At 70.6% G+C, this 19,532-nt stretch carries 19 protein-coding genes; 15 read left to right on the forward strand and 4 right to left on the reverse strand.

Translation table 11 applies throughout. The features are described 5' to 3' along the window. Positions 1–137 precede the first annotated feature (137 nt). The 6 genes from NOCA_RS19750 to NOCA_RS19775 are packed head-to-tail and all read left to right on the forward strand — an operon-like array spanning position 138 to position 4,960. Entirely contained in the window at positions 138–1,361 is a 1,224-nt protein-coding gene (locus NOCA_RS19750) for a PspC domain-containing protein (RefSeq protein ID WP_158305686.1), read from the forward strand. Next, a complete protein-coding gene (locus tag NOCA_RS19755) occupies positions 1,358–1,666 on the forward strand; it encodes a hypothetical protein (protein ID WP_011757040.1) in 309 nt (102 codons plus the stop codon). Before NOCA_RS19750 ends, NOCA_RS19755 begins: the two co-directional genes overlap by 4 nt. Positions 1,667–1,687: 21 nt before the next feature. Next, the gene (locus tag NOCA_RS19760) at positions 1,688–2,230 is read left to right on the forward strand and encodes a YbaK/EbsC family protein (RefSeq protein ID WP_011757041.1); all 543 of its coding nucleotides are present in this window, start codon (positions 1,688–1,690) and stop codon (positions 2,228–2,230) included. Between the two features lie 10 nt (positions 2,231–2,240). Continuing rightward, a complete protein-coding gene (locus NOCA_RS19765) occupies positions 2,241–2,750 on the forward strand; it encodes a DUF6328 family protein (RefSeq protein ID WP_011757042.1) in 510 nt (169 codons plus the stop codon). Between the two features lie 33 nt (positions 2,751–2,783). Next, a complete protein-coding gene (locus NOCA_RS19770; protein ID WP_011757043.1) occupies positions 2,784–3,812 on the forward strand; it encodes an LLM class F420-dependent oxidoreductase in 1,029 nt (342 codons plus the stop codon). After that, a complete protein-coding gene (locus NOCA_RS19775) occupies positions 3,812–4,960 on the forward strand; it encodes an acyl-CoA dehydrogenase family protein (RefSeq protein WP_011757044.1) in 1,149 nt (382 codons plus the stop codon). The genes NOCA_RS19770 and NOCA_RS19775 overlap by 1 nt, the downstream gene beginning before the upstream one ends. A gap of 32 nt (positions 4,961–4,992) precedes the next feature. On the opposite strand, the gene NOCA_RS19780 is transcribed toward NOCA_RS19775, so the two are convergent. Further along, entirely contained in the window at positions 4,993–5,226 is a 234-nt protein-coding gene (locus NOCA_RS19780) for a hypothetical protein (RefSeq protein ID WP_140403883.1), read from the reverse strand. A gap of 121 nt (positions 5,227–5,347) precedes the next feature. Here NOCA_RS19780 and NOCA_RS19785 point away from each other — a divergent pair, with 121 nt between their 5' ends. After that, positions 5,348–6,292 carry an NAD-dependent epimerase/dehydratase family protein gene (locus tag NOCA_RS19785; protein WP_041547976.1) on the forward strand — a complete coding sequence of 315 codons (945 nt, stop codon included), beginning with the start codon at positions 5,348–5,350 and terminating at the stop codon, positions 6,290–6,292. A gap of 107 nt (positions 6,293–6,399) precedes the next feature. Here the strand turns inward: NOCA_RS19785 and NOCA_RS19790 are convergent, their stop codons facing one another. Then, entirely contained in the window at positions 6,400–6,738 is a 339-nt protein-coding gene (locus NOCA_RS19790) for an HNH endonuclease signature motif containing protein (RefSeq protein WP_041546721.1), read from the reverse strand. Positions 6,739–7,248: 510 nt separating this feature from the next. Here NOCA_RS19790 and NOCA_RS19795 point away from each other — a divergent pair. The 3 genes from NOCA_RS19795 to NOCA_RS19805 all read left to right on the forward strand — a co-directional run bounded on the left by NOCA_RS19795 (position 7,249) and on the right by NOCA_RS19805 (position 13,993). Then, positions 7,249–9,075, forward strand: a complete 1,827-nt coding sequence (locus tag NOCA_RS19795) for an AMP-dependent synthetase/ligase (protein ID WP_011757048.1) — start codon at positions 7,249–7,251, stop codon at positions 9,073–9,075. Between the two features lie 186 nt (positions 9,076–9,261). Next, positions 9,262–11,400 (forward strand): MMPL family transporter, encoded by a 2,139-nt coding sequence (locus tag NOCA_RS19800; protein ID WP_011757049.1) that lies wholly within the window; start codon positions 9,262–9,264, stop codon positions 11,398–11,400. A 67-nt stretch (positions 11,401–11,467) separates the two neighbouring features. Further along, positions 11,468–13,993, forward strand: coding sequence for a bifunctional FO biosynthesis protein CofGH (locus NOCA_RS19805; RefSeq protein ID WP_011757050.1), 2,526 nt, complete (start codon positions 11,468–11,470; stop codon positions 13,991–13,993). A 3-nt stretch (positions 13,994–13,996) separates the two neighbouring features. Here the strand turns inward: NOCA_RS19805 and NOCA_RS19810 are convergent, their stop codons facing one another. Next, the gene (locus NOCA_RS19810) at positions 13,997–16,393 is read right to left on the reverse strand and encodes a phosphoketolase family protein (RefSeq protein ID WP_011757051.1); all 2,397 of its coding nucleotides are present in this window, start codon (positions 16,391–16,393) and stop codon (positions 13,997–13,999) included. Between the two features lie 92 nt (positions 16,394–16,485). Here NOCA_RS19810 and NOCA_RS19815 point away from each other — a divergent pair, with 92 nt between their 5' ends. Both NOCA_RS19815 and NOCA_RS27850 read left to right on the forward strand, forming a co-directional pair. Beyond that, entirely contained in the window at positions 16,486–16,926 is a 441-nt protein-coding gene (locus NOCA_RS19815; RefSeq protein WP_011757052.1) for a DUF5709 domain-containing protein, read from the forward strand. A gap of 51 nt (positions 16,927–16,977) precedes the next feature. Further along, a complete protein-coding gene (locus NOCA_RS27850) occupies positions 16,978–17,121 on the forward strand; it encodes a GPGG-motif small membrane protein (protein WP_011757053.1) in 144 nt (47 codons plus the stop codon). Positions 17,122–17,214: 93 nt separating this feature from the next. On the opposite strand, the gene NOCA_RS19820 is transcribed toward NOCA_RS27850, so the two are convergent. Continuing rightward, positions 17,215–17,865, reverse strand: a complete 651-nt coding sequence (locus NOCA_RS19820) for a UdgX family uracil-DNA binding protein (RefSeq protein WP_011757054.1) — start codon at positions 17,863–17,865, stop codon at positions 17,215–17,217. 30 nt (positions 17,866–17,895) lie between these two features. On the opposite strand from NOCA_RS19820, the gene NOCA_RS19825 reads away from it, so the two are divergent. The 3 genes from NOCA_RS19825 (at position 17,896) to NOCA_RS19835 (ending at position 19,531) form a co-directional block, all read left to right on the forward strand. Next, positions 17,896–18,513, forward strand: coding sequence for a flavodoxin family protein (locus tag NOCA_RS19825; protein ID WP_011757055.1), 618 nt, complete (start codon positions 17,896–17,898; stop codon positions 18,511–18,513). Between the two features lie 15 nt (positions 18,514–18,528). Continuing rightward, complete coding sequence (locus tag NOCA_RS19830; RefSeq protein ID WP_140403884.1) at positions 18,529–19,224, forward strand: LLM class flavin-dependent oxidoreductase; 696 nt, start codon at positions 18,529–18,531, stop codon at positions 19,222–19,224. 82 nt (positions 19,225–19,306) lie between these two features. Continuing rightward, entirely contained in the window at positions 19,307–19,531 is a 225-nt protein-coding gene (locus tag NOCA_RS19835) for a DUF7218 family protein (RefSeq protein WP_011757057.1), read from the forward strand. Position 19,532: the final 1 nt, after the last annotated feature.

Consider the following 19,532-nt stretch of genomic DNA (forward strand, 5'->3'; position numbering starts at 1 on the left):
CTCATCGTCTCATCGCGGGTGGTCGCAGACCATGAGGGCGAACCCCGAGCCGCCCCTGAGTGCGGGGCCCCGCCCCCGGCCCAGGATCAGGGCTGTCCCCGATGGTGCGCGCCCCCGCGACCGAGCAGGCTGGTGCCATGACCACCACACCGCCCGAAGCACCATCGGACCCGCAGTCACCGCACCCCACCGGGAGCACCGGGCCGCGCGTCGACCGCGACCAGGTCCGCGACCTCGGCCGCCTGCGCCGCTCCGTCACCGACCGCAAGGTCGCGGGCGTGGCCGGTGGCCTCGGGCGGCACCTGGACATCGACCCGCTGATCCTGCGGGTGGCGTTCGTCGTGCTCGTGTTCTTCGGCGGCGCCGGCCTGATCCTGTACGGCGCCTGCTGGCTGCTCGTCCCGGAGGACGGGGCCGTCCGGGCGCCGTTCAACCTCGACGAGCGCAGCCGGACCGTCGCGCTGGTCATCGTCGGCGTGATCGCCGCCCTCGCCCTGATCGGCGACTCCTGGGGCGCCTTCTGGTTCCCGTGGCCGCTCGCGATCGTGGCGCTGGTCGTGCTGTGGCTGCTGACCCGCAACAACCCGCCGCATCCGGTGCCCCCGGTTGCGCCGGTCCCGCCGTCCGAGCCTCACGCCCAGACGTACGCCCAGACGTACGCCCAGACCTACCACCAGCCGGCACCGCCTCCGGCCCAGCCGACGTACTACAGCCCGCCGCCGGCGTACGTGCCGCCCGCGACGTACGTGCCGCGGCCGCCGAACCCGCGCAAGCGCGGCCCGATCCTGTTCTGGTTCACGCTCGCGCTGATCGTGCTGGCCGAGGGCGTCCTCGGCATGATCGACCTCGCCGGCGTGGGCTTCGCGGACGCGGCGTACCCCGCGCTCGCCGTGGGGATCTCCGGGCTGATGCTGGTGGTCGGTGCGTTCTTCGGCCGGGCCGGCGGCATCATCGCGCTCGGCCTCCTGGCCACGGTCGTGCTGACCGGTGCGACCGCTGCAGACCGGTGGGACGGCGACAAGGTCCTCGAGACCCCGCCGACCGCGGCGGCCGTGGACGACCGCTACTGGCTGGGCGTCGGCGAGCAGGTCATCGACCTGCGCGAGGTCGCCGACCTCCAGCGGCTCGACGGCCGCACGATCGAGGTCGAGGGCGGCGTCGGGCACATCGAGGTGATCCTCCCCGTCGGCCTGGCCGCCACCGTCCGGGCCGACGTCGACGGCCCCGGCAACATCAAGGTCTTCGACCTCGAGCGCGGCGGGATCGACACCACCCTGAACTCCTACGACGGGTCGCAGCTCGACCCGGCGATCACCATCGACGCCCAGCTCGGCGTCGGACAGATCGAGGTGCACCGATGAGCACGACCACCACCCAGCCGACCTACCCGGAGCGTCAGTCCGGCCGGCACCCCGTCAACGTCGGCCACCTGGTCATGGGGATCGCGTTCCTCGGCCTGGTGGGCGTCTGGGCCCTGATCCAGGGTGACGTCGTCGGCAACGGCGACGTGCGCTGGCTGATGCCGGTGCCGTGGGTGCTGGCCGGCCTGGCCGGCCTGCTGGCCGTCGGCCTCTCGGGCAGCAAGCGCTGGTCGACCCGGCAGACCGGCTGGGTCGGGTCCGACCCGGCGCCCGGGGCGGAGCCCACTCCGGACCAGGAGCCGTAGGCCACCCGCCACAATGGGTGCATGTCCGCCCCGACCCTCGGCTCGCTGGAGACCGTCCCCGCCCTCGACCGTCCCGACCTGCTCGCGGACCCCGTCGCCGCCGCCCTGCGCTCCTGGCCGGGGGCCGCGCAGATCGGGGTGGTCGAGATCGACCCGGCGATCGCCGACACCGCCGCCCTGGCCGAGGCCTACGACCTGCCGATGTCGACCGGCGCGAACTGCGTCGTGGTGGCCGGGCGCCGCGACGGCGCCGAGCGGGTCGCGGCGTGCCTGGTCCGCGCCGACTCCCGCGCCGACGTCAACGGCCTGGTCAAGCGCACCCTGGACGTCCGCAAGGCCTCGTTCCTGGCGATGGAGCGCGCGGTGGAGGAGTCGGGCATGGAGTACGGCGGCATCACCCCGCTCGGCCTCCCCGCCGGCTGGCGGTTGCTGGTCGATCCGCAGGTGCTGGACATCGAGGTCGCGGTGATCGGGTCGGGGGTGCGGCGCTCGAAGCTGCTGCTCCCCGGTGCGCTGGCCGCCGAGCTGCCCGGCGCAGAGATTGTGGCGGGCCTGGCTGGGTAAGACTGTCGCCATGAGCGACAGCGAGCAGTCCCCCGAGGAGAACCCGAAGTCGGGTCGGCGGGAGACCGAGGAGGAGCGGCTCGACCGCAAGTGGGAGGACCTGCTCCAGGAGCTGAGGGTCATGCAGACCGGCGCGCAGTTGCTCGCCGGCTTCTTGCTGACGCTCCCGTTCCAGGACAAGTTCGACACCCTCGACGACTTCCAGACCGGGCTCTACCTCGCGCTGGTGCTGCTGGCCACCCTCACCACGGCGCTGATCATGGGACCGGTCGCCATCCACCGCCGGCTGTCCGGACGACACGTCAAGGAGCGGCTGGTCGCCTCCGCCCACGTGCTCGTCTGGGGCGTCCTGACCGCGATCGCCCTGCTGGTGACCGGGATCGTGATGTTCATCTTCGACATGGTCATCGACCTGACCTGGGCCAGCGTGGCGGCGGCGGCGATGGCGCTGGTGCTGGTGACCCTGCTGGTCCTGCTCCCCCACCGGCTCATGGGCGGGGAGAAGAACCGGTCGACATAGCCGCGGACTGATTGTGACAGTTATGCTGTCACGATGAAGCTGTCGATGCCGCTGATGTACGGCGGGAACCCACGTCAGACCGCCGACCAGGTCGCCGGGCTCGAGAAGGCCGGCCTGGACACCCTCTGGGTCGCGGAGCCGTACGGCTTCGACGCCCCGACGCTGATGGGCTACCTGGCCGCGAAGACCGAGACCGTCGAGATCGGCGCCGGGATCCTCAACGTCTTCTCCCGCACGCCCGGCGCGCTGCTGCAGACCGCGGCCGGGCTGGACAACGTGTCCGGCGGGCGCGCGGTGATCGGCCTGGGCGCCTCCGGCCCGCAGGTGATCGAGGGCTTCCACGGCCTCCCCTACGACAAGCCGCTGGGCCGCACCCGCGAGGTCATCGAGATCATCCGGATGGGGCTGCGCCGCGAGTCGCTGGTCCACGACGGGATCTTCACGCTGCCGCTGCCGGCCGACCAGGGACTGGGCCTGGGCAAGCCGCTGAAGCTGCTCAACAAGCCCGAGCGCCCCGCCGTACCCCTCTGGGTCGCGGCGCTCGGCGACAAGAACGTCGCGATGACCGCCGAGGTCGCCGACGGCTGGCTGCCGTTCCTGTTCCTGCCCGAGAAGGCGAAGCAGGTCTGGGGCGACGCGCTCGCCCGGGGCGCTGCGAAGCGGTCGGCCGACCTCGGTCCGCTGGAGATCAGCGCCGGCGGCATGGTCGCGATCGGCGAGGACGTGAAGGGGATGCTCGACTTCATGCGACCGATGTACGCCCTCTACGTCGGCGGCATGGGCGCGCGCGGCAAGAACTTCTACAACGAGCTCGCCTGCCACTACGGCTACGAGAAAGAGGCACGCGAGATCCAGGACCTCTACCTCGACGGCCACAAGCGCGACGCCGAGGCGAAGGTGCCGCTCGAGTGGCTCGAGGCCGGCAACCTGGTCGGCCCCGCGTCGTACGTCCAAGAGCGCATCGCCGCGTTCCGCGAGGCCGGTGTGACCAGCCTGCAGGTCTCCCCCGCATCCGACGACCCGGCCGCGACCATCGCACAGATCAAGGAGTGGGTGGCCTGATGCCTGAGCAGCCGACGATTCTCGAGCAGGAGCACGAGGACTTCCGCGGCACCGTCCGCGCCTTCCTGGAGAAGGAGGTCGTCCCGCACCACGAGCAGTGGGAGAAGGACGGCCAGGTCAGCCGCGAGGTCTGGCGCAAGGCCGGCGAGCACGGCCTGCTGTGCTTCGACGTCGAGGAGGAGTACGGCGGCGCCGGGGTCAAGGACTTCCGCTACAACATGGTGGTCGCCGAGGAGATGTGCCGGGTCGGCGCGAGCGGCCCCGGCTTCCCGGTGCACACCGACATCATCGTCCCCTACATCAGCCAGCTCGGGACGCCCGAGCAGAAGGCCCGCTGGCTGCCCGGCCTGGTCAGCGGCGAGCTCATCTCCGCGATCGCGATGACCGAGCCGGGCGCCGGCTCGGACCTGCAGGGCATCAAGACCACGGCGATCGACAAGGGCGACCACTACGTCCTGAACGGCTCGAAGACGTTCATCAGCAACGGCATCCTCTCCGACCTCGTGATCGTCGTGTGCCGCACCGACCCCGACGCCGGCCACCAGGGCATCAGCCTGCTCGTGGTCGAGCGCGGGATGAAGGGCTTCGAGCGCGGCCGCAACCTGGACAAGATGGGGATGAAGGCCCAGGACACCGCCGAGCTGTTCTTCGACGAGGTCGAGGTCCCCAAGGAGAACCTGCTCGGCGCCGAGGGCTCCGGCTTCGTCTCGCTGATGGTCAACCTCGCCCAGGAGCGGATCTCGATCGCCGTGATGGCGGTCGCCGCCATCGAGCAGATGCTCGAGGTCTCGCTGTCCTACGCCAAGGACCGGCAGGCCTTCGGCAAGCCGATCGGCAGCTTCCAGCACAACCGCTTCCTGCTCGCCGAGATGGCCACCGACGCCCACATCGCCCGGGTGTTCGTCAACGACTGCGTGCTCAAGCTCAACGCCGGCCAGGTCGACCCCGCCCTCGCCTCGATGGCGAAGTGGTGGACCACCGAGACCCAGAAGAAGGTCGTCGACCAGGCCGTCCAGCTGCACGGCGGCTACGGCTACATGATGGAGTACCCCGTCGCCCGGGCCTACGTCGACAGCCGGATCCAGACCATCTACGGCGGCACCACCGAGATCCAGAAGGAGATCATCGGCCGCTCGCTCGGCATCTGACGACGGACCATCGGTGGTCGAGTGACCGATCTCTAACTGCCTCCGCCACCGGCGAAGAACATGGCCATCAGCGCGCCGACCTGGACGAGGAAGGACGCGCCCGCGCCGCACACGACGCCGAGCGCGGCGGTGACCCCCAGGATCGGCCAGAAGGCGTCGTCGAAGGCCTCGCCCGCATGGGACCCGAAGAAGAGACCTGCCGAGATCGCCACGGTCAGGACCAGCGCAACGAGAAGTCCCGTGAAGAACTGACGCCCGCGAGTCACCGTCCCGATACTGTCCGATCGGCGACCGGAGTGCACGACCATCGGCAGATCCGCGGGTCCGGTGGATCAAGGTTGTGACCTGGAGCCGCAGGTCGACGGCCGCGGGTGTAGCTTCCTGGTGATGGCCAGCTCGATCGATCATGTGGTCCTGGGGGCCGCCGGCGCGACGGGGTCTGCGATCGTCCGGTACCTGGTGTCTCAGGGCGCGCGGGTGCGGGCCGTGTCACGCAGTGGCCGAGCGGATATCGCGGGTGTCGAGTCCGTGGCCGCGGACCTCGGCACGAGCGACGGAGCGCGTCGGGCGTGCGCGGGGGCAGCGGTCGTCTACCACTGTGCACAGCCCGACTACACGAAGTGGCCCGAGCTTTTCCCTCCCATGACGGCCGCCGTCATCGACGGTGCGGCGGCCGCGGAAGCAAAGCTCGTGTTCGCGGACAACCTGTACATGTACGGGCCGCCCGACGGCCCGATGAGCGAGCAGACTCCCCTACGGGCCACCGGTTCGAAGGGCCGCACGCGCATTGCGATGGCCGACGCGCTGCTGAGTGCGCACGCCGAAGGGAAGCTGCGCTGCACGATCGGCCGGTCGTCGGACTACTACGGCCCGGGCGGGCTCGGCTCGACTGCCGGTGAGACTGTGATGAACCCGTTGGTGCGTGGCAAGCGGGCGCGCTGGCTCGGCTCGCTCGACCAGCCGCACACGCTCAACTACCTCGACGACATGGCCCGCGCGCTCGTGACGCTGGGTGAACGCGACGATGCGGACGGGGAAGTCTGGCATCTCCCAGCCGCCGAACCGCTCACCGGTCGCGAGTTCCTCACCCAGGCGTTCGAAGCGGCCGGGCATCCGCCACGGATCGGCGTCGCGTCGCGGACGACCATCAGGATCGCGGGACTGTTCAGTCCCCTTCTCCGCGAGCTCGACGAGACACTCTACCAGTTCGAGCGCCCGTTCGTGTCGGACGCGTCGAAGTTCCAGGCGACATTCGGGCCGTTTGAACCGACTCCGCATGCAGACGGGATACAACGCACGGTCGACTGGTTCCGTCGCCACTACGCGGCATGATCGGGAAAGCCGAGTCGTCGGCGATGCACGCTCACCAATTGGCGCGGTCGTCGCCCACGGAGCTGAGACATGACGCTGTCCCCGCCGGCCTGGTCGGCGGGGTGGGGTCAGTGGATATGTCGTGAGGACGTGACGACGTAGGTGCGGTGGTGGGGGCTGGTCCATTCGAAGGTGCTGCGGGTGTGGCGGTGGTAGGTCCAGCCGCCGGTGGTCTTCAGCCGGTGGTGCAGCCGGCAGATCGGGGCGAGGTTCGACGTCGCGGTAGGGCCGAGGGGCCAGGGGATGATGTGGTCGACCTCCTCACCCGGGTGCAGGGCGGCGCAGTCGGCGGCGATCTCGAAGCGGCGCGCCTCCGCGGCGGTCAGGTCGGCGCGCACGGCACGCGCGGCACCGAGGACCCGGTCGACTGAACCGGTCCTCGGGGTGTTCGCCACGGGTGCCTTCATGGCTTCCACTAGATCAGGGGCCACCGACAGTCCGAGGCCCAGAACGCCCTGTTCCACAGGGCCCTGGGAGATTCGAAAGCAAAGACCTTGCGCGGCCACCTTCGAACGGCTTGCATGGTCGCCGCTCTGCCTTTACTTCCGGGGTCTCGACGACGCTCGCTGGCGCTCGCTGCTCGACCAACGGAGGCACTGGGCCGAGCGGTCCGCAGGGGTCGCGCCGTACCCACCGCCACCTTCGAACGGCCTGCGTGGTCGCCGCCCTGCCTTCACTTCCGGGGTCTCGACGACGCTCGCTGGCGCTCGCTGCTCGACCAACGGCGCGCCCGCGGTGATCGAGCTCGTCGAGATCCCCGCCACCCGCGCAGGGCGGCGGCCACCTTCGAACGGCCTGCGTGGTCGCCGCCCTGCCTTCACTTCCGGGGTCTCGACGAGCTCGACCTGCGGGGTCGACAAGGTGTCCTGTCAGACGGGAGGCTGTGACCCACGCCACGTCGACCTTGAGGAGCACAGATGACCACCGACGTCCTGTCCGAGCGCGCCAGGATCGAGGCGGCGATCGCCGGCCGCACCCTCCCGGACGCCCTGGCCGAGACCGCGAGCCGGTTCGCCGACCAGCCGGCGTACTCCGACAAGCACGAGGTGGCCGAGGGCGGGTCGTGGCGCACGATCACCTGGACGCGGACCCGCGAGCTGGCGCTCGACGTGGCCGCCGCGCTCATCGACGCCGGCGTGCAGCCAGGCGACACGGTCGCGATCATGGCGACCAACCGGATCGAGCACTTCATCGCGGACATGGGAGCCGTGCACGCCGCTGCGACGCCGATGTCGATCTACAACACGCTCTCCGCCGAGCAGGTCGCCTACGTCGCCGGCCACGCCCGGCCCACCGTGGTGGTCCTCGAGAACGACGACCACCGCGCCCGCTGGGCGAACGCGCTCGAGGAGACCGACAGCATCCGCAAGGTCGTGATGCTCGGCGCGGAGTGGGACGCCTTCGTGGCCGCGGGAGCGGCGTACCGCACCACCCACCCGGACGCCGTCCAGCAGCGGGTCGCGGAGCTCGACGCGGACGCGCCGGCGACGATCCTCTACACCTCCGGCACCACCGGGTACCCCAAGGGCGTCGTGCTCACCCACCACAACGTCATGTACGAGGCGCTCAGCACGCTGGAGGCGGCCGGGCTGCACGAGGCGCAGACCGCGATCAGCTACCTCCCGCTCGCCCACATCGCCGAGCGGGTGCTCGGCCTCTACGGCCCGCAGATCCAGGGCAGCCACATGTACGCGATCGGCGACCCCTCGGGCCTGCTCGCCGCGCTCGGCGAGGTGCACCCGACCAGCTTCTTCGGCGTGCCCCGGGTGTGGGAGAAGATCAAGACCGGCATCTCCGCCAAGCTCGCCGCGGACCCGAACCCGGACAACGTCAAGATGGTCCAGGACGCGATGGCGGCGGGCCAGGCCTGGGTCGCGGCGCAGGAGGTCGGGGGCACGATGACCCCGGAGATCGAGGAGGCCTACCGGGCGGCAGACGAGGCGATCCTCGGCTTCCTCAAGCTGCTGCTGGGCCTCGACCAGGTCACCTGGGCCGGCTCCGCGGCCGCGCCGATGCCGATCGAGGTCGCCCGCTTCATGGCGGGCCTCGGACTCAAGGTGTACGACGTCTACGGGATGACCGAGACCACCGGCGCGATCACCGCCAACGGCCCGGACGCCTTCAAGCTCGGCACCGTCGGCCGCGCGACGCCCGGGATGGAGGTCCGGCTCGGCGAGGACAACGAGGTGCTCGTGCGCGGTCCGGTCGTGATGCATGGCTACCACCGCCAGGACGACGCGACCCGCGCCCTGATCGACGAGGACGGCTGGGTGCACACCGGCGACATCGGCACCCTCGACGAGGACGGCTTCTTCTCGATCGTGGACCGCAAGAAGGAGCTGATCATCACCTCCGCCGGCAAGAACATCGCCCCGTCCAACATCGAGGGCTACCTCAAGGAGTCGCCGATCGTCGGGCACGCGATGGCCGTCGGCGACGGTCGGCCGTACGTCGTCGCGATCCTCACCCTCGACGGCGAGATCGCCCCGATCGTCGCGCAGCAGCTGGGCCTCGAGTTCACCGACCTCGCCGACCTGGCCGAGAAGCCCGAGATCCGCGCGATGGCCCAGAAGGCGGTCGACGAGGCCAACGCCCGCCTTTCCCGGCCCGAGCAGGTCAAGTCCTTCGAGCTGCTGCCGGTCGAGTGGACCGCCGAGTCCGAGGAGCTCACCCCGACGCTCAAGCTCAAGCGCCGCGTGGTGAACGCCAAGTACGCCGACGTGCTGGATCGCCTGTACGGCTGACCCTCCGCCGCCGCAACTCTCCCAGCAGCTCTCCCGGCAAGCGGTCAGCCCGCGTCCTCAATCCCTGTCACAAATGGGCTAGGTCGTTCGTCGTACGGATGCCCGATGAGTTCGGGATCCACACCGGGTCGATCTAGGGGAAATCCCCGATGCGACCGACCCTCAGCCCCTGGGAGAGTTCACACCATGCACCGTCAGATCGCAGGCAAGCTCACCGGCCGCGTCAGCAAGTGGCTCGTACTCATCGCGGTCCTCGTGATCGCCGGCATCATGGGCTCCTTCGCGGGCAAGCTCACCGACGTCCAGAACAACGAGACCGAGTCCTGGCTCCCGTCCAGCGCCGAGTCCACCAAGGGCTTCGAGAAGCTCACCGCCTTCCAGGACGAGTACGACGTCGGCACCACGGTCGTCTACCACCGCGAGGGCGGGCTCACCCAGGCCGACCTGACCGCGATCGAGGGACAGGCCGCCGAGATCGAGCAGATCAAGGGCATCACGGACGTCGTGACGCCGCAGCGGGCCGAGGCGGCCGGCATCCCCGCGCCGTTCGTCTCCGACGACGGCCAGGTCGCCAAGCTGCAGTTCACCGTCAACTACGGCGACAAGCTCTGGGAGGAGCTGCCCGACCTCAAGGACCGGCTCGACGCGATCACCGCGATCGACGGCGTCGACACCTACCTCGCCGGCGCCGGCGGGCAGAGCGCCGACGCGGCCACGATCTTCAGCTCCTTCGACAGCAAGCTGCTGCTGGTCACCCTCGGAGTTGTGGTCCTGATCCTGCTGGTCAGCTACCGCAGCCCGCTGCTGTGGGCGCTCCCGATCATCAGCGCGGGCGTCGGGCTGATGACGACCATGGGCCTGCTGTACTTCCTCGCCAAGTACGCCGGCCTGACCGTCAACGGCCAGACCCAGTTCATCCTGACGGTGCTCGTGATCGGTGCCGGCACCGACTACGCCCTCCTCCTGGTCGCCCGCTACCGCGAGGAGCTGCGCCGCCACGAGGACCGGCACGAGGCGATGGCGTTCGCGCTGCACCGCGCCGCCCCCGCGATCCTGGCCAGCGCCGCGACCGTCGTCGTCGGGCTGCTCTGCCTGACCTTCGCCGAGCTGAACTCCACGGCCGGCATGGGCCCGGCCAACGCGATCGGCATTGCCATCACGTTCGTGGTGATGGTGACCCTGCTCCCGGCGCTGCTGGTGATCTGCGGCCGGTGGGTCTTCTGGCCGCTGGTCCCGCGCTACGGCTCCCAGGAGCCCACGGCCTCCGGACTCTGGGCCCGCGTCGGCAAGGGCATCGCGCCGCGCCCGCGGACCGTCTGGGTCGGCACGGCCATCGTCCTCGGCGTGCTGTGCCTGGGCTTCCTCCGGCTCGACACCTCCGGCATCCCCAGCGACGAGCAGTACACCACCCAGCAGGACTCCGTCACCGGCCAGTCGATCCTCGTCGACCACGGCCTGGTCGACGCCAGCACGCCCGTCCAGGTGGTCGCCAACGAGGACAAGGCCGAGGACGTCGCCGCGGCGATGTCGAAGGTCGACGGGATCGCCGACCCCGTGGTCGTCGCCGCCAAGGACGGCGTGGCCCTGGTCGTCGCGGAGCTGACCAGCGACCCGTACTCGCAGGCGGCGTACGACGCCGTCGAGGACGTGCGATCGGCGACCCACGACGTGGCGGGCGCGGACGCGCTGACCACCGGCATGACGGCGGTCTCGCTCGACATCGAGGAGGCGGCGGCGCGCGACAACCTGGTGATCATCCCGATCGTCCTGCTCGCCGTGCTGCTGATCCTGATCGGGCTGCTGCGCTCGCTGGTCTCGCCGCTGATCCTGGTCGGGACGGTGATCCTGTCCTTCGGGGCCGCGCTGGGCATCTCCGGGCTGGTGTTCGACTTCATCTACGGTTACGAGAACACCGACACCGGATATCCGCTGTTCAGCTTCGTGTTCCTCGTCGCCCTCGGCATCGACTACAACATCTTCCTGATGACCCGGGTCCGCGAGGAGACGGCCGTCCAGGGCACCCGCAGGGGATCGCTGATCGCGCTGTCCTCCACGGGCGGGGTGATCACGTCCGCCGGCATCGTGCTGGCCGCGACGTTCGGGATGCTCGCGACCATGCCGATGACGTTCACCCTCCAGCTCGGTACGACGATCGCGCTCGGCGTGCTGCTGGACACGATGATCGTCCGCTCGGTGCTGGTCACCGCGGTCAACCTCGACCTGGGCGGGAAGATCTGGTGGCCGAGCGCGCTGGACCGCAAGCCGCCGGTCGAGTTCACCCCCGAGGAGCCGACGCCCGAGCCCGAGGCGCTGCCGGTCGGCTGAGACACGCCGTTGTCCGGGTCCCGGGCCGGCCCGAGCATCGAACCGGCCCGGGACTAGCCTGACGTGGATGAACGAGCAGCCGACTGCGCAGCAGGTCCGTCGGGCGTTGGCGCGTGCCGAGCGTGGTGCCGTGTTGGATGTGGCGGAGGCGGCGGTGTTGTTGGCCGCGTCCGGGGATGATCTGGACCGGTTGGTGGCGGTGGCGGCGCGGGTGCGTGATGCGGGGCTGGTGGCGGCGGGTCGTCCTGGGGTGGTGACCTACTCGCCGAAGGTGTTCGTCCCGGTGACCCGGTTGTGTCGGGACCGGTGTCATTACTGCACGTTCGTGGAGACCCCGGCGCAGGCGGCCCGGGAGGGGCGGGCGCCGTACCTCTCGCCGGACGAGATCGTGGCGATCGCCGCACAGGGTGCGGAGCTGGGTTGTCTGGAGGCACTGTTCACCCTGGGTGATCGGCCCGAGGACCGGTGGCCGCAGGCGCGGGCGTGGCTCGACGAGCAGGGCTATGACTCGACGTTGGCCTACGTCCGGGCGATGGCGGTGCGGGTGTTGGAGGAGACCGGGCTGCTGCCCCACCTGAACCCCGGCGTGATGTCGTGGGAGGAGCTGAACCGGCTCAAGCCGGTGGCCCCCTCGATGGGGATGATGCTGGAGACCACCAGCCGCCGGTTGTTCGAGACCAAGGGGCTGGCGCACCACGGCTCGGTGGACAAGGACCCGGCGGTGCGGCTCCGCGTGCTCGAGGACGCGGGGCGGCTCTCGATCCCGTTCACCACCGGGCTGCTGGTCGGGATCGGGGAGAGTCTCGCGGAGCGGGCCGAGACGATCTTCGCGCTGCGCGCCACGATGAAGGCCTACGGCGCGGTCCAGGAGGTGATCGTCCAGAACTTCCGGGCCAAGCCCGACACCGCGATGCGACACGCGGGCGACCTCGACCTGGCCGAGTACCGGGCCGCGATCGCGGTCACCCGGATCGTGCTCGGCCCCAAGGCCCGGATCCAGGCCCCACCCAACCTGGTCGACCTGACCGAGTGCCGCGCACTGCTCGAGGCGGGGGTGGACGACTGGGGCGGGGTCTCCCCGCTGACCCCGGACCACGTGAACCCCGAGCGCCCCTGGCCCTCCCTGGACCGGCTGCGCGAGATCACCGCCGGCTGCGGGTTCGAGCTGCGGCCGCGGCTGACCGTGCACCCCGAGTACGTGCGGGCCGGGGAGCCGTGGCTGGACCCGCGGGTGTCCGGGCACGTCGCGGCGCTCGCCACCGAGGACGGCTTGGCGAAACCGGGCGTCCGCCCGACCGGTCTGCCGTGGCAGGAGCCCGACGGCGGCTTCGCCAGTGTCGGGCCCGGGGTCGGGCGCACCGACCTGCACGCGGCCATCGACGACGAGGGTCCCCACGGGGGCCGCACCGAGGACCGGCGCTCGGACTTCGCCAACGTGTACGGCGACTGGGAGGCGGTCAAGGACGCGGCGTCCACCACGGGCGCGCCCGCGGTCCTGCACGCCGAGGGGCGTGAGGCAATGGCCGCCGCGCAGGCCGACCCCGGGAACCTCTCCGACGAGCACGCGCTGACCCTGATGACCGCCGAGGGGGCGTTGCTGGAGCAGGTGTGCCGGCTGGCCGACGACCTGCGCCGCGACGCGGTCGGCGACGAGGTCACCTACGTGGTGAACCGCAACATCAACTTCACCAACGTCTGCTACGTGGGCTGCCGGTTCTGTGCGTTCGCCCAACGCCGCACCGACGCCGACGCCTACTCCCTGTCCTATGCCGAGGTCGCCGACCGGGCCGCCGAGGCCTGGGACCTGGGCGCCACCGAGGTGTGCATGCAAGGCGGCATCGACCCCGAGCTCCCCGCCACCGCCTACTTCGACCTCGTCGCCGCGGTCAAGCAACGGGTCCCCGACATGCACGTCCACGCCTTCTCCCCCATGGAGATCGTCAACGGCACCGCCCGCACCGGGCTGTCCATCGAGGACTTCCTCATCAAGGCCCGCGAGGCCGGCCTCGGGTCCATCCCCGGCACCGCCGCGGAGATCCTCGACGACGAGGTCCGCTGGGTCCTGACCAAGGGCAAGCTGCCCACCCGCACCTGGATCGAGGTCATCACCACCGCCCACCGAGTCGGGATCCCCACCACCTCCACGATGATGTACGGCCACGTCGACAACCCCCGCCACTGGGTCAACCACCTCCGCGTCCTGTCCCGGATCCAAGACGAGACCGGGGGCTTCACCGAGTTCGTACCCCTGCCCTTCGTGCACACCTCCGCACCCATCTACCTCGCCGGCGTCGCCCGCCCCGGCCCCACCCAGCGCGACAACCTCGCCGTCCACGCCATGGCCCGGATCCTGCTCCACGGCCGCATCCCCAACATCCAGACCTCCTGGGTCAAGCTCGGCATCGAGGGCACCCAAGCCATGCTCCAAGCCGGCGCCAACGACCTCGGCGGCACCCTCATGGAAGAAACCATCTCCCGCATGGCCGGCTCCGAACACGGCTCCGCCAAGACCGTCGCCGAACTCATCGACATCGGCGCCGGCATCAACCGCCCCGTCGTCGAACGCACCACGACGTACGCCGGACGCTCCTGACTCTCAGCCCTCCGGGGCGTCGAGCTCGGGGGTCGCGGTGCGGTAGCGGGGCCCGAAGGAGCCCTGCCAGGTCCAGTCGCGGATCTCCGGCAGGTCCTCGCCGTAGGTGCGGATGTACTGCCGGTGCCGGATCAGGGCGTTCTTGAACTCCTCCCGCGCGTCACTCGAGGTCGCCGCCAGCCGCGGCACCCGGTCGATCACGTCGATGGCGAGGTTGTAGCGGTCCATGTGGTTGAGGACCGTCATGTCGAACGGCGTGGTGGTGGTGCCCTCCTCCTTGTACCCGCGCACGTGGATGTTGGCGTGGTTGGTGCGCTTGTAGGTCAGCCGGTGGATCAGCCACGGATAGCCGTGGTAGGCGAAGATCACCGGCCGGTCGGTGGTGAACAGGGCGTCGAAGTCGGCCTCCGAGAACCCGTGCGGGTGCTCGCTCGCGGGCTGGAGGCGCATCAGGTCCACCACGTTGACGAACCGGATCCGCAGGTCGGGCAGGTGCTCGCGCAGCAGGTCGACCGCGGCCAGCGCCTCCATCGTCGGCACGTCGCCGGCACAGGCGATGACCACGTCGGGACCCTCGTCGCCGTCGTTCGACGCCCAGTCCCAGATGCCGGCGCCCTTGGTGCAATGCACGATCGCGTCGTCCATGGAGAGGTACTGCAGCGCCGGCTGCTTCCCCGCGACCACGACGTTGACGTAGTGCTTGCTGCGCAGGCAGTGGTCGCCCACCGAGAGCAGCGTGTTGGCATCCGGCGGCAGGTAGACCCGCACCACGTTGGCCTTCTTGTTCACGACGTGGTCGATGAAGCCCGGGTCCTGGTGCGAGAACCCGTTGTGGTCCTGGCGCCACACGTGCGAGGTGAGCAGGTAGTTCAGCGACGCCACCGGCCGCCGCCACTCGATGCGCCGGGTGGACTCCAGCCACTTCGCGTGCTGGTTGAACATCGAGTCGATCAGGTGGATGAACGCCTCGTAGCAGGAGAAGAGCCCGTGGCGCCCGGTGAGCAGGTAGCCCTCGAGCCAGCCCTGGCAGGTGTGCTCGGAGAGGATCTCCATGATCCGGCCGTCCGGCGCGAGGTGGTCGTCGTAGCCGAGGATCTCGGCGTTCCACGCCCGGTCGGTCACCTCCATGACGTCCTGGAGCCGGTTGGAGGAGTTCTCGTCGGGGGCGAACATCCGGAAGTTGTGCATGTTCTGCGCCATCACGTCGCGCAGGAACCCGCCCAGCACCCGGGTCGCCTCGACCGAGCCCGTACCTGGTGCGTCCACCTCGACCGCGTAGTCACGGAAGTCGGGCATCCGCAGGGGCTTGAGCAGCAGGCCGCCGTTGGCGTGCGGCGACGCGCTCATCCGCAGCTCACCGCCCGGGTGCAGGGCGGCGATGTCCGGGGCGGGCGCCCCCGACTCGTCGAAGAGCTCCTCGGGTCGGTAGCTGCGCAGCCACTCCTCGAGCACCGCACGGTGCGCGTCGTCGCTGCGGGCGTTGGCGAACGGGACCTGGTGGGAGCGCCAGAAGTCCTCGACGCGCTTGCCGTCGACCTCCTTCGGGCCGGTCCATCCCTTCGGGGAGCGCAGCACGATCATCGGCCAGGCCGGCCTCGGCAGCGGGTCCGAGGCGGCGCGCGCCTCGCCCTGGATCCCCGCGATCTCCTCGAGGCACCGGTCCAGGGTGCCGGCGAAGTCGGCGTGCATCTGGGCGGCGTCCGAGCCCGCCACGACGTACGGCGTGTACCCGTAGCCACGCAGCAGCGAGACCAGCTCGTCCTCGGGGATCCGGGCCAGCACGGTCGGGTTGGCGATCTTGTAGCCATTGAGGTGCAGGATCGGCAGCACCGCGCCGTCACGACGCGGGTCCAGGAACTTGTTGGAGTGCCAGCTGGTCGCGAGCGGGCCGGTCTCGGCCTCGCCGTCCCCGACGACGGCGGCCACCACGAGGTCGGGGTTGTCGAACGCGGCGCCGTACGCGTGCGAGAGCGCGTAGCCGAGCTCGCCGCCCTCGTGGATCGAGCCCGGTGTCTCCGGGGCCACGTGGCTGGGGATGCCACCCGGGAACGAGAACTGCTTGAACAGCCGCTGCATCCCGGCCGCATCCTGGGTGATGTCGGTGTAGACCTCGGAGTAGGTCCCCTCGAGGTAGGACGACGCGACCAGGCCCGGACCACCGTGGCCGGGACCGGTGATGAAGATCATCTGCTGCTGACGGGCCATGATCGCCCGGTTGAGGTGCGCGTACACGAAGTTCAGCCCGGGCGTGGTGCCCCAGTGGCCCAGCAGGCGCGGCTTGACGTGCTCGGCGACCAGGGGCTCGCGCAGCAGCGGGTTGTCCATCAGGTAGATCTGGCCGACGGACAGGTAGTTGGCGGCGCGCCACCAGCGATCGAGGGTGTCCAGGCTTGCGTCCATGTCCTCACCGTTCCCGGGGCGGTCGGCCCGGCGCAAGGGCAATCGGCCCTGTTTCGGCGTGGGTTAGCGTGAGGTTCGACCAAGGAGGACCCATGAGCACTCACAGCGAAGGCGAGTCGGAGATCTACGGCGACTACAGCGTCGACGACGAGGACCAGCCCGGGAACATCGACGACCTCGGTGACGGCGATGTCGAGGACGAGCTCGATCGGGGCTACTCCCCGCCCGAGCGCTACTCCGCCGGCCAGGGCTACGGCAACACGCCCTGGGAGGAGGAGCACCGGGAGACGATCGACCAGCGCGTCGATCAGGAGATCCCCGACGAGGACCCGTACGCCGACGCCGGCGACGACGAGCTCCTGGACGACGGCGAGGTCGGGCGAGCCCGCGCCGGGCGACTGGTCGACCCCGACGAGGGGCTCGGCGAGGACACCGAGAAGGACCTGGTCGGCGAGGACGTCGGCATCGACGGCGCGGCCGCGTCGGCCGAGGAGGCCGCAGTCCACATCGTCGAGGACTTCCCCGAGGAGTAAGGGCCCGCACCGCAGGGTACGAGACGGTCTCACCGAGAGGGAGGAACACTCATGGCATTCCTGCTGTGGATCCTGGCCGTCATCCTCGTGATCGCCGGCATTTTCCAGCTCTTCAAGGGCCAGCTGCTCTGGGGCATCGTGCTGATCATCGTGGGCCTGCTCGTCGGGCCCGGCGGCGTCAGCATCTTCACCTAGCCGGGACGCGCCAGCGGACCGGCTGATGGTGGTCGAGCGAGACGCGCGACCGAGCCTGCGAGGTCGCGACCGGCGTGTCGAGACCCATCCAGCTCAGTGGTCCATCAGCCGCTGCGCCACGACCCGCAGGTCGGCGACGAGACCCTCGTACGCCGACCTGCGGTCGTCGGCCCGCAGCACGGCGGACGGGTGCGTGGTCGCGAGCACCCAGGCGGGCGGCCGCGCCACGGGGAACGAGGCCGGCCAGTCGTGGATCCGGCCCCGTGACTCGCCCACTCGGAAGCCCGCGCCGTACACCGCCTTGCCGGCGGTGCCGCCCAGCAGCACCACGCCCGTGGGCCGTACCAGCCGCAGCTCCGCCTCGAGCCAGGGCCCGCAGGCCGCGACGTGCGCCCGGCTCGGCGACTTGTGGATGCGCTGCTTGCCCCGGGTCCCCGACCAGCGGAAGTGCTTGACCACGTTGGTCGTGTAGACGTCCGCCGGCGCGATGCCGACCTCCGCGAGTGCCTCGTCGAGCACCTTCCCCGCCGGCCCGACGAACGGCTCTCCCACCCGGTCCTCGCGGTCGCCGGGTTGCTCCCCGAGCAGCATCAGGTCGGCGTCGCGCCGCCCGTCGCCCATCACGGCCTGGGTGGCGTCGCGGTAGAGCTCGCAGCCGCGGCACGCCTGCGCGGCCGCGCGCAGGGCCCGCAGGCTGAGGCTCTCGGGGATCCACGCGCCGGCGCCGGGCCGCTCCTCGGGCATGGTCCGCCGGTACCCGGGAACCGGGCCGGCATGACCGACACCCCCCTGCGCGCCCTCGTCCTCGTCTGCACGCTCAAGCCCTCCCCGGCCGAGTCCAGCTCCCAGCTGCTCGGCGCGCAGGTGCTGCGCGAGCTCGAGGAGCACGGCGTGACCGGCGAGGTCGTCCGGGTCGTCGACCACGACGTCCGGTTCGGCGTGAGCGCCGACGAGGGCGACGGCGACGCGTGGCCGGAGATCCGGGCCAAGATGCTGGTCAGTGACATCCTGGTGGTCGCGACCCCGATCTGGATGGGCCAGCCGGCCTCGGTCTGCAAGATGGTCCTCGAGCGGCTCGATGCCGAGCTCAGCGAGACCGACGACGAGGGCCGGATGCTCACCGAGGGCAAGGTCGGCGTCGTGGCGGTGGTCGGCAACGAGGACGGCGCCCACCACGTCGTGGCCGAGGTGCTCCAGGCACTCAACGACACCGGATTCACGATCGCGGCGAGCGCCGGGACCTACTGGGTGGGCGAGGCCATGCAGAGCACCGACTACAACGAGCTCGACCCGACGCCGGAGAAGACGGCCGCGACCACCGAGGCGGCCGCGCGGCACGCCGCCCACCTGGCCCGGCTGCTCAAGGACGCGCCGTACCCGGGCCCGCAGTAGACGAGAACACGTTCTATTTCCTGGCTAGGCTGTGCACGTGCGCTTCTCGTCGGGTCGCTGGCGGCGATCACCACCCGGCTCCGGTTCCCCACGTCCGTCTACGTGCCGGCCATCCGGAGCCCGTACCAGGTCGCCAAGAGTGTCGGGACCGCCGCGGTGCTCTCCGGCAACCGGGTCAGCCTCGGCGTCGGGATCGGCTGGTGCCGCGAGGAGTTCGAGCTGCTCGGCCAGGACTTCACCACCCGGGGCCGGCGTACCGATGAGGCGCTCGCGCTGCTGGCCGCGCTGTGGACGCCGGGCTGGACCGAGTTCGAAGGCGAGTCCTACACCGCGCCGCGGCTGACCATGGAGCCGACGCCGACCGAGCGGATCCCGATCCTGGTCGGGGGCCTGTCCGAGGTCGCGTTCCGGCGCGCGGCCCGCCACGACGGCTGGGTCGGTGACATCTACCCGGTCGACGAGGCGATCGCCCTGGCCGGGCGGCTCGCAGAGGTCCGCCGGGAGGCCGGTGCGGACGACGACTTCACCGTGGTCGCCGCGCTCAGTGACGCGTTCCTGCCCGAGCACTTCGCCCGGGCGGCGGCCGGCGGGATCACGGACTGCTGGACGATGCCGTGGGCCTACTACCACGGACCGGACGCGACCCTGGAGCAGAAGGTCGACGCCCTGGAGCGGTTCGCACGCGAGGTGGTCGTCCCCGTCAACGGCTGAGTCGACGACTGATCTCGCATGGGCCCGCCGAGGGCGGGTACCTCCTCGGGGTCCGATCCATCGGCGATCTCAGGAGGACACCGTGCCCAGCAAGTCGGCGAACGTGAAGAACGAGAAGCAGTACGAGGCCCTCAAGGACAAGGGCATGTCGAAGGAGCGGGCCGCCAAGATCGCCAACGCCAAGGACTCCTCCAAGCACGGCGGCGAGCAGTCCGGCAAGGGCGGCGACAGCTCGCAGGGCGGCACCACCGCCCAGAAGAAGGAGGCCGGGCGCAAGGGCGGCAAGGCGACGGCGAGGAAGAGCTGAG

The organism is Nocardioides sp. JS614, assembly GCF_000015265.1.
In the GTDB taxonomy this organism is placed as follows: domain Bacteria; phylum Actinomycetota; class Actinomycetes; order Propionibacteriales; family Nocardioidaceae; genus Nocardioides.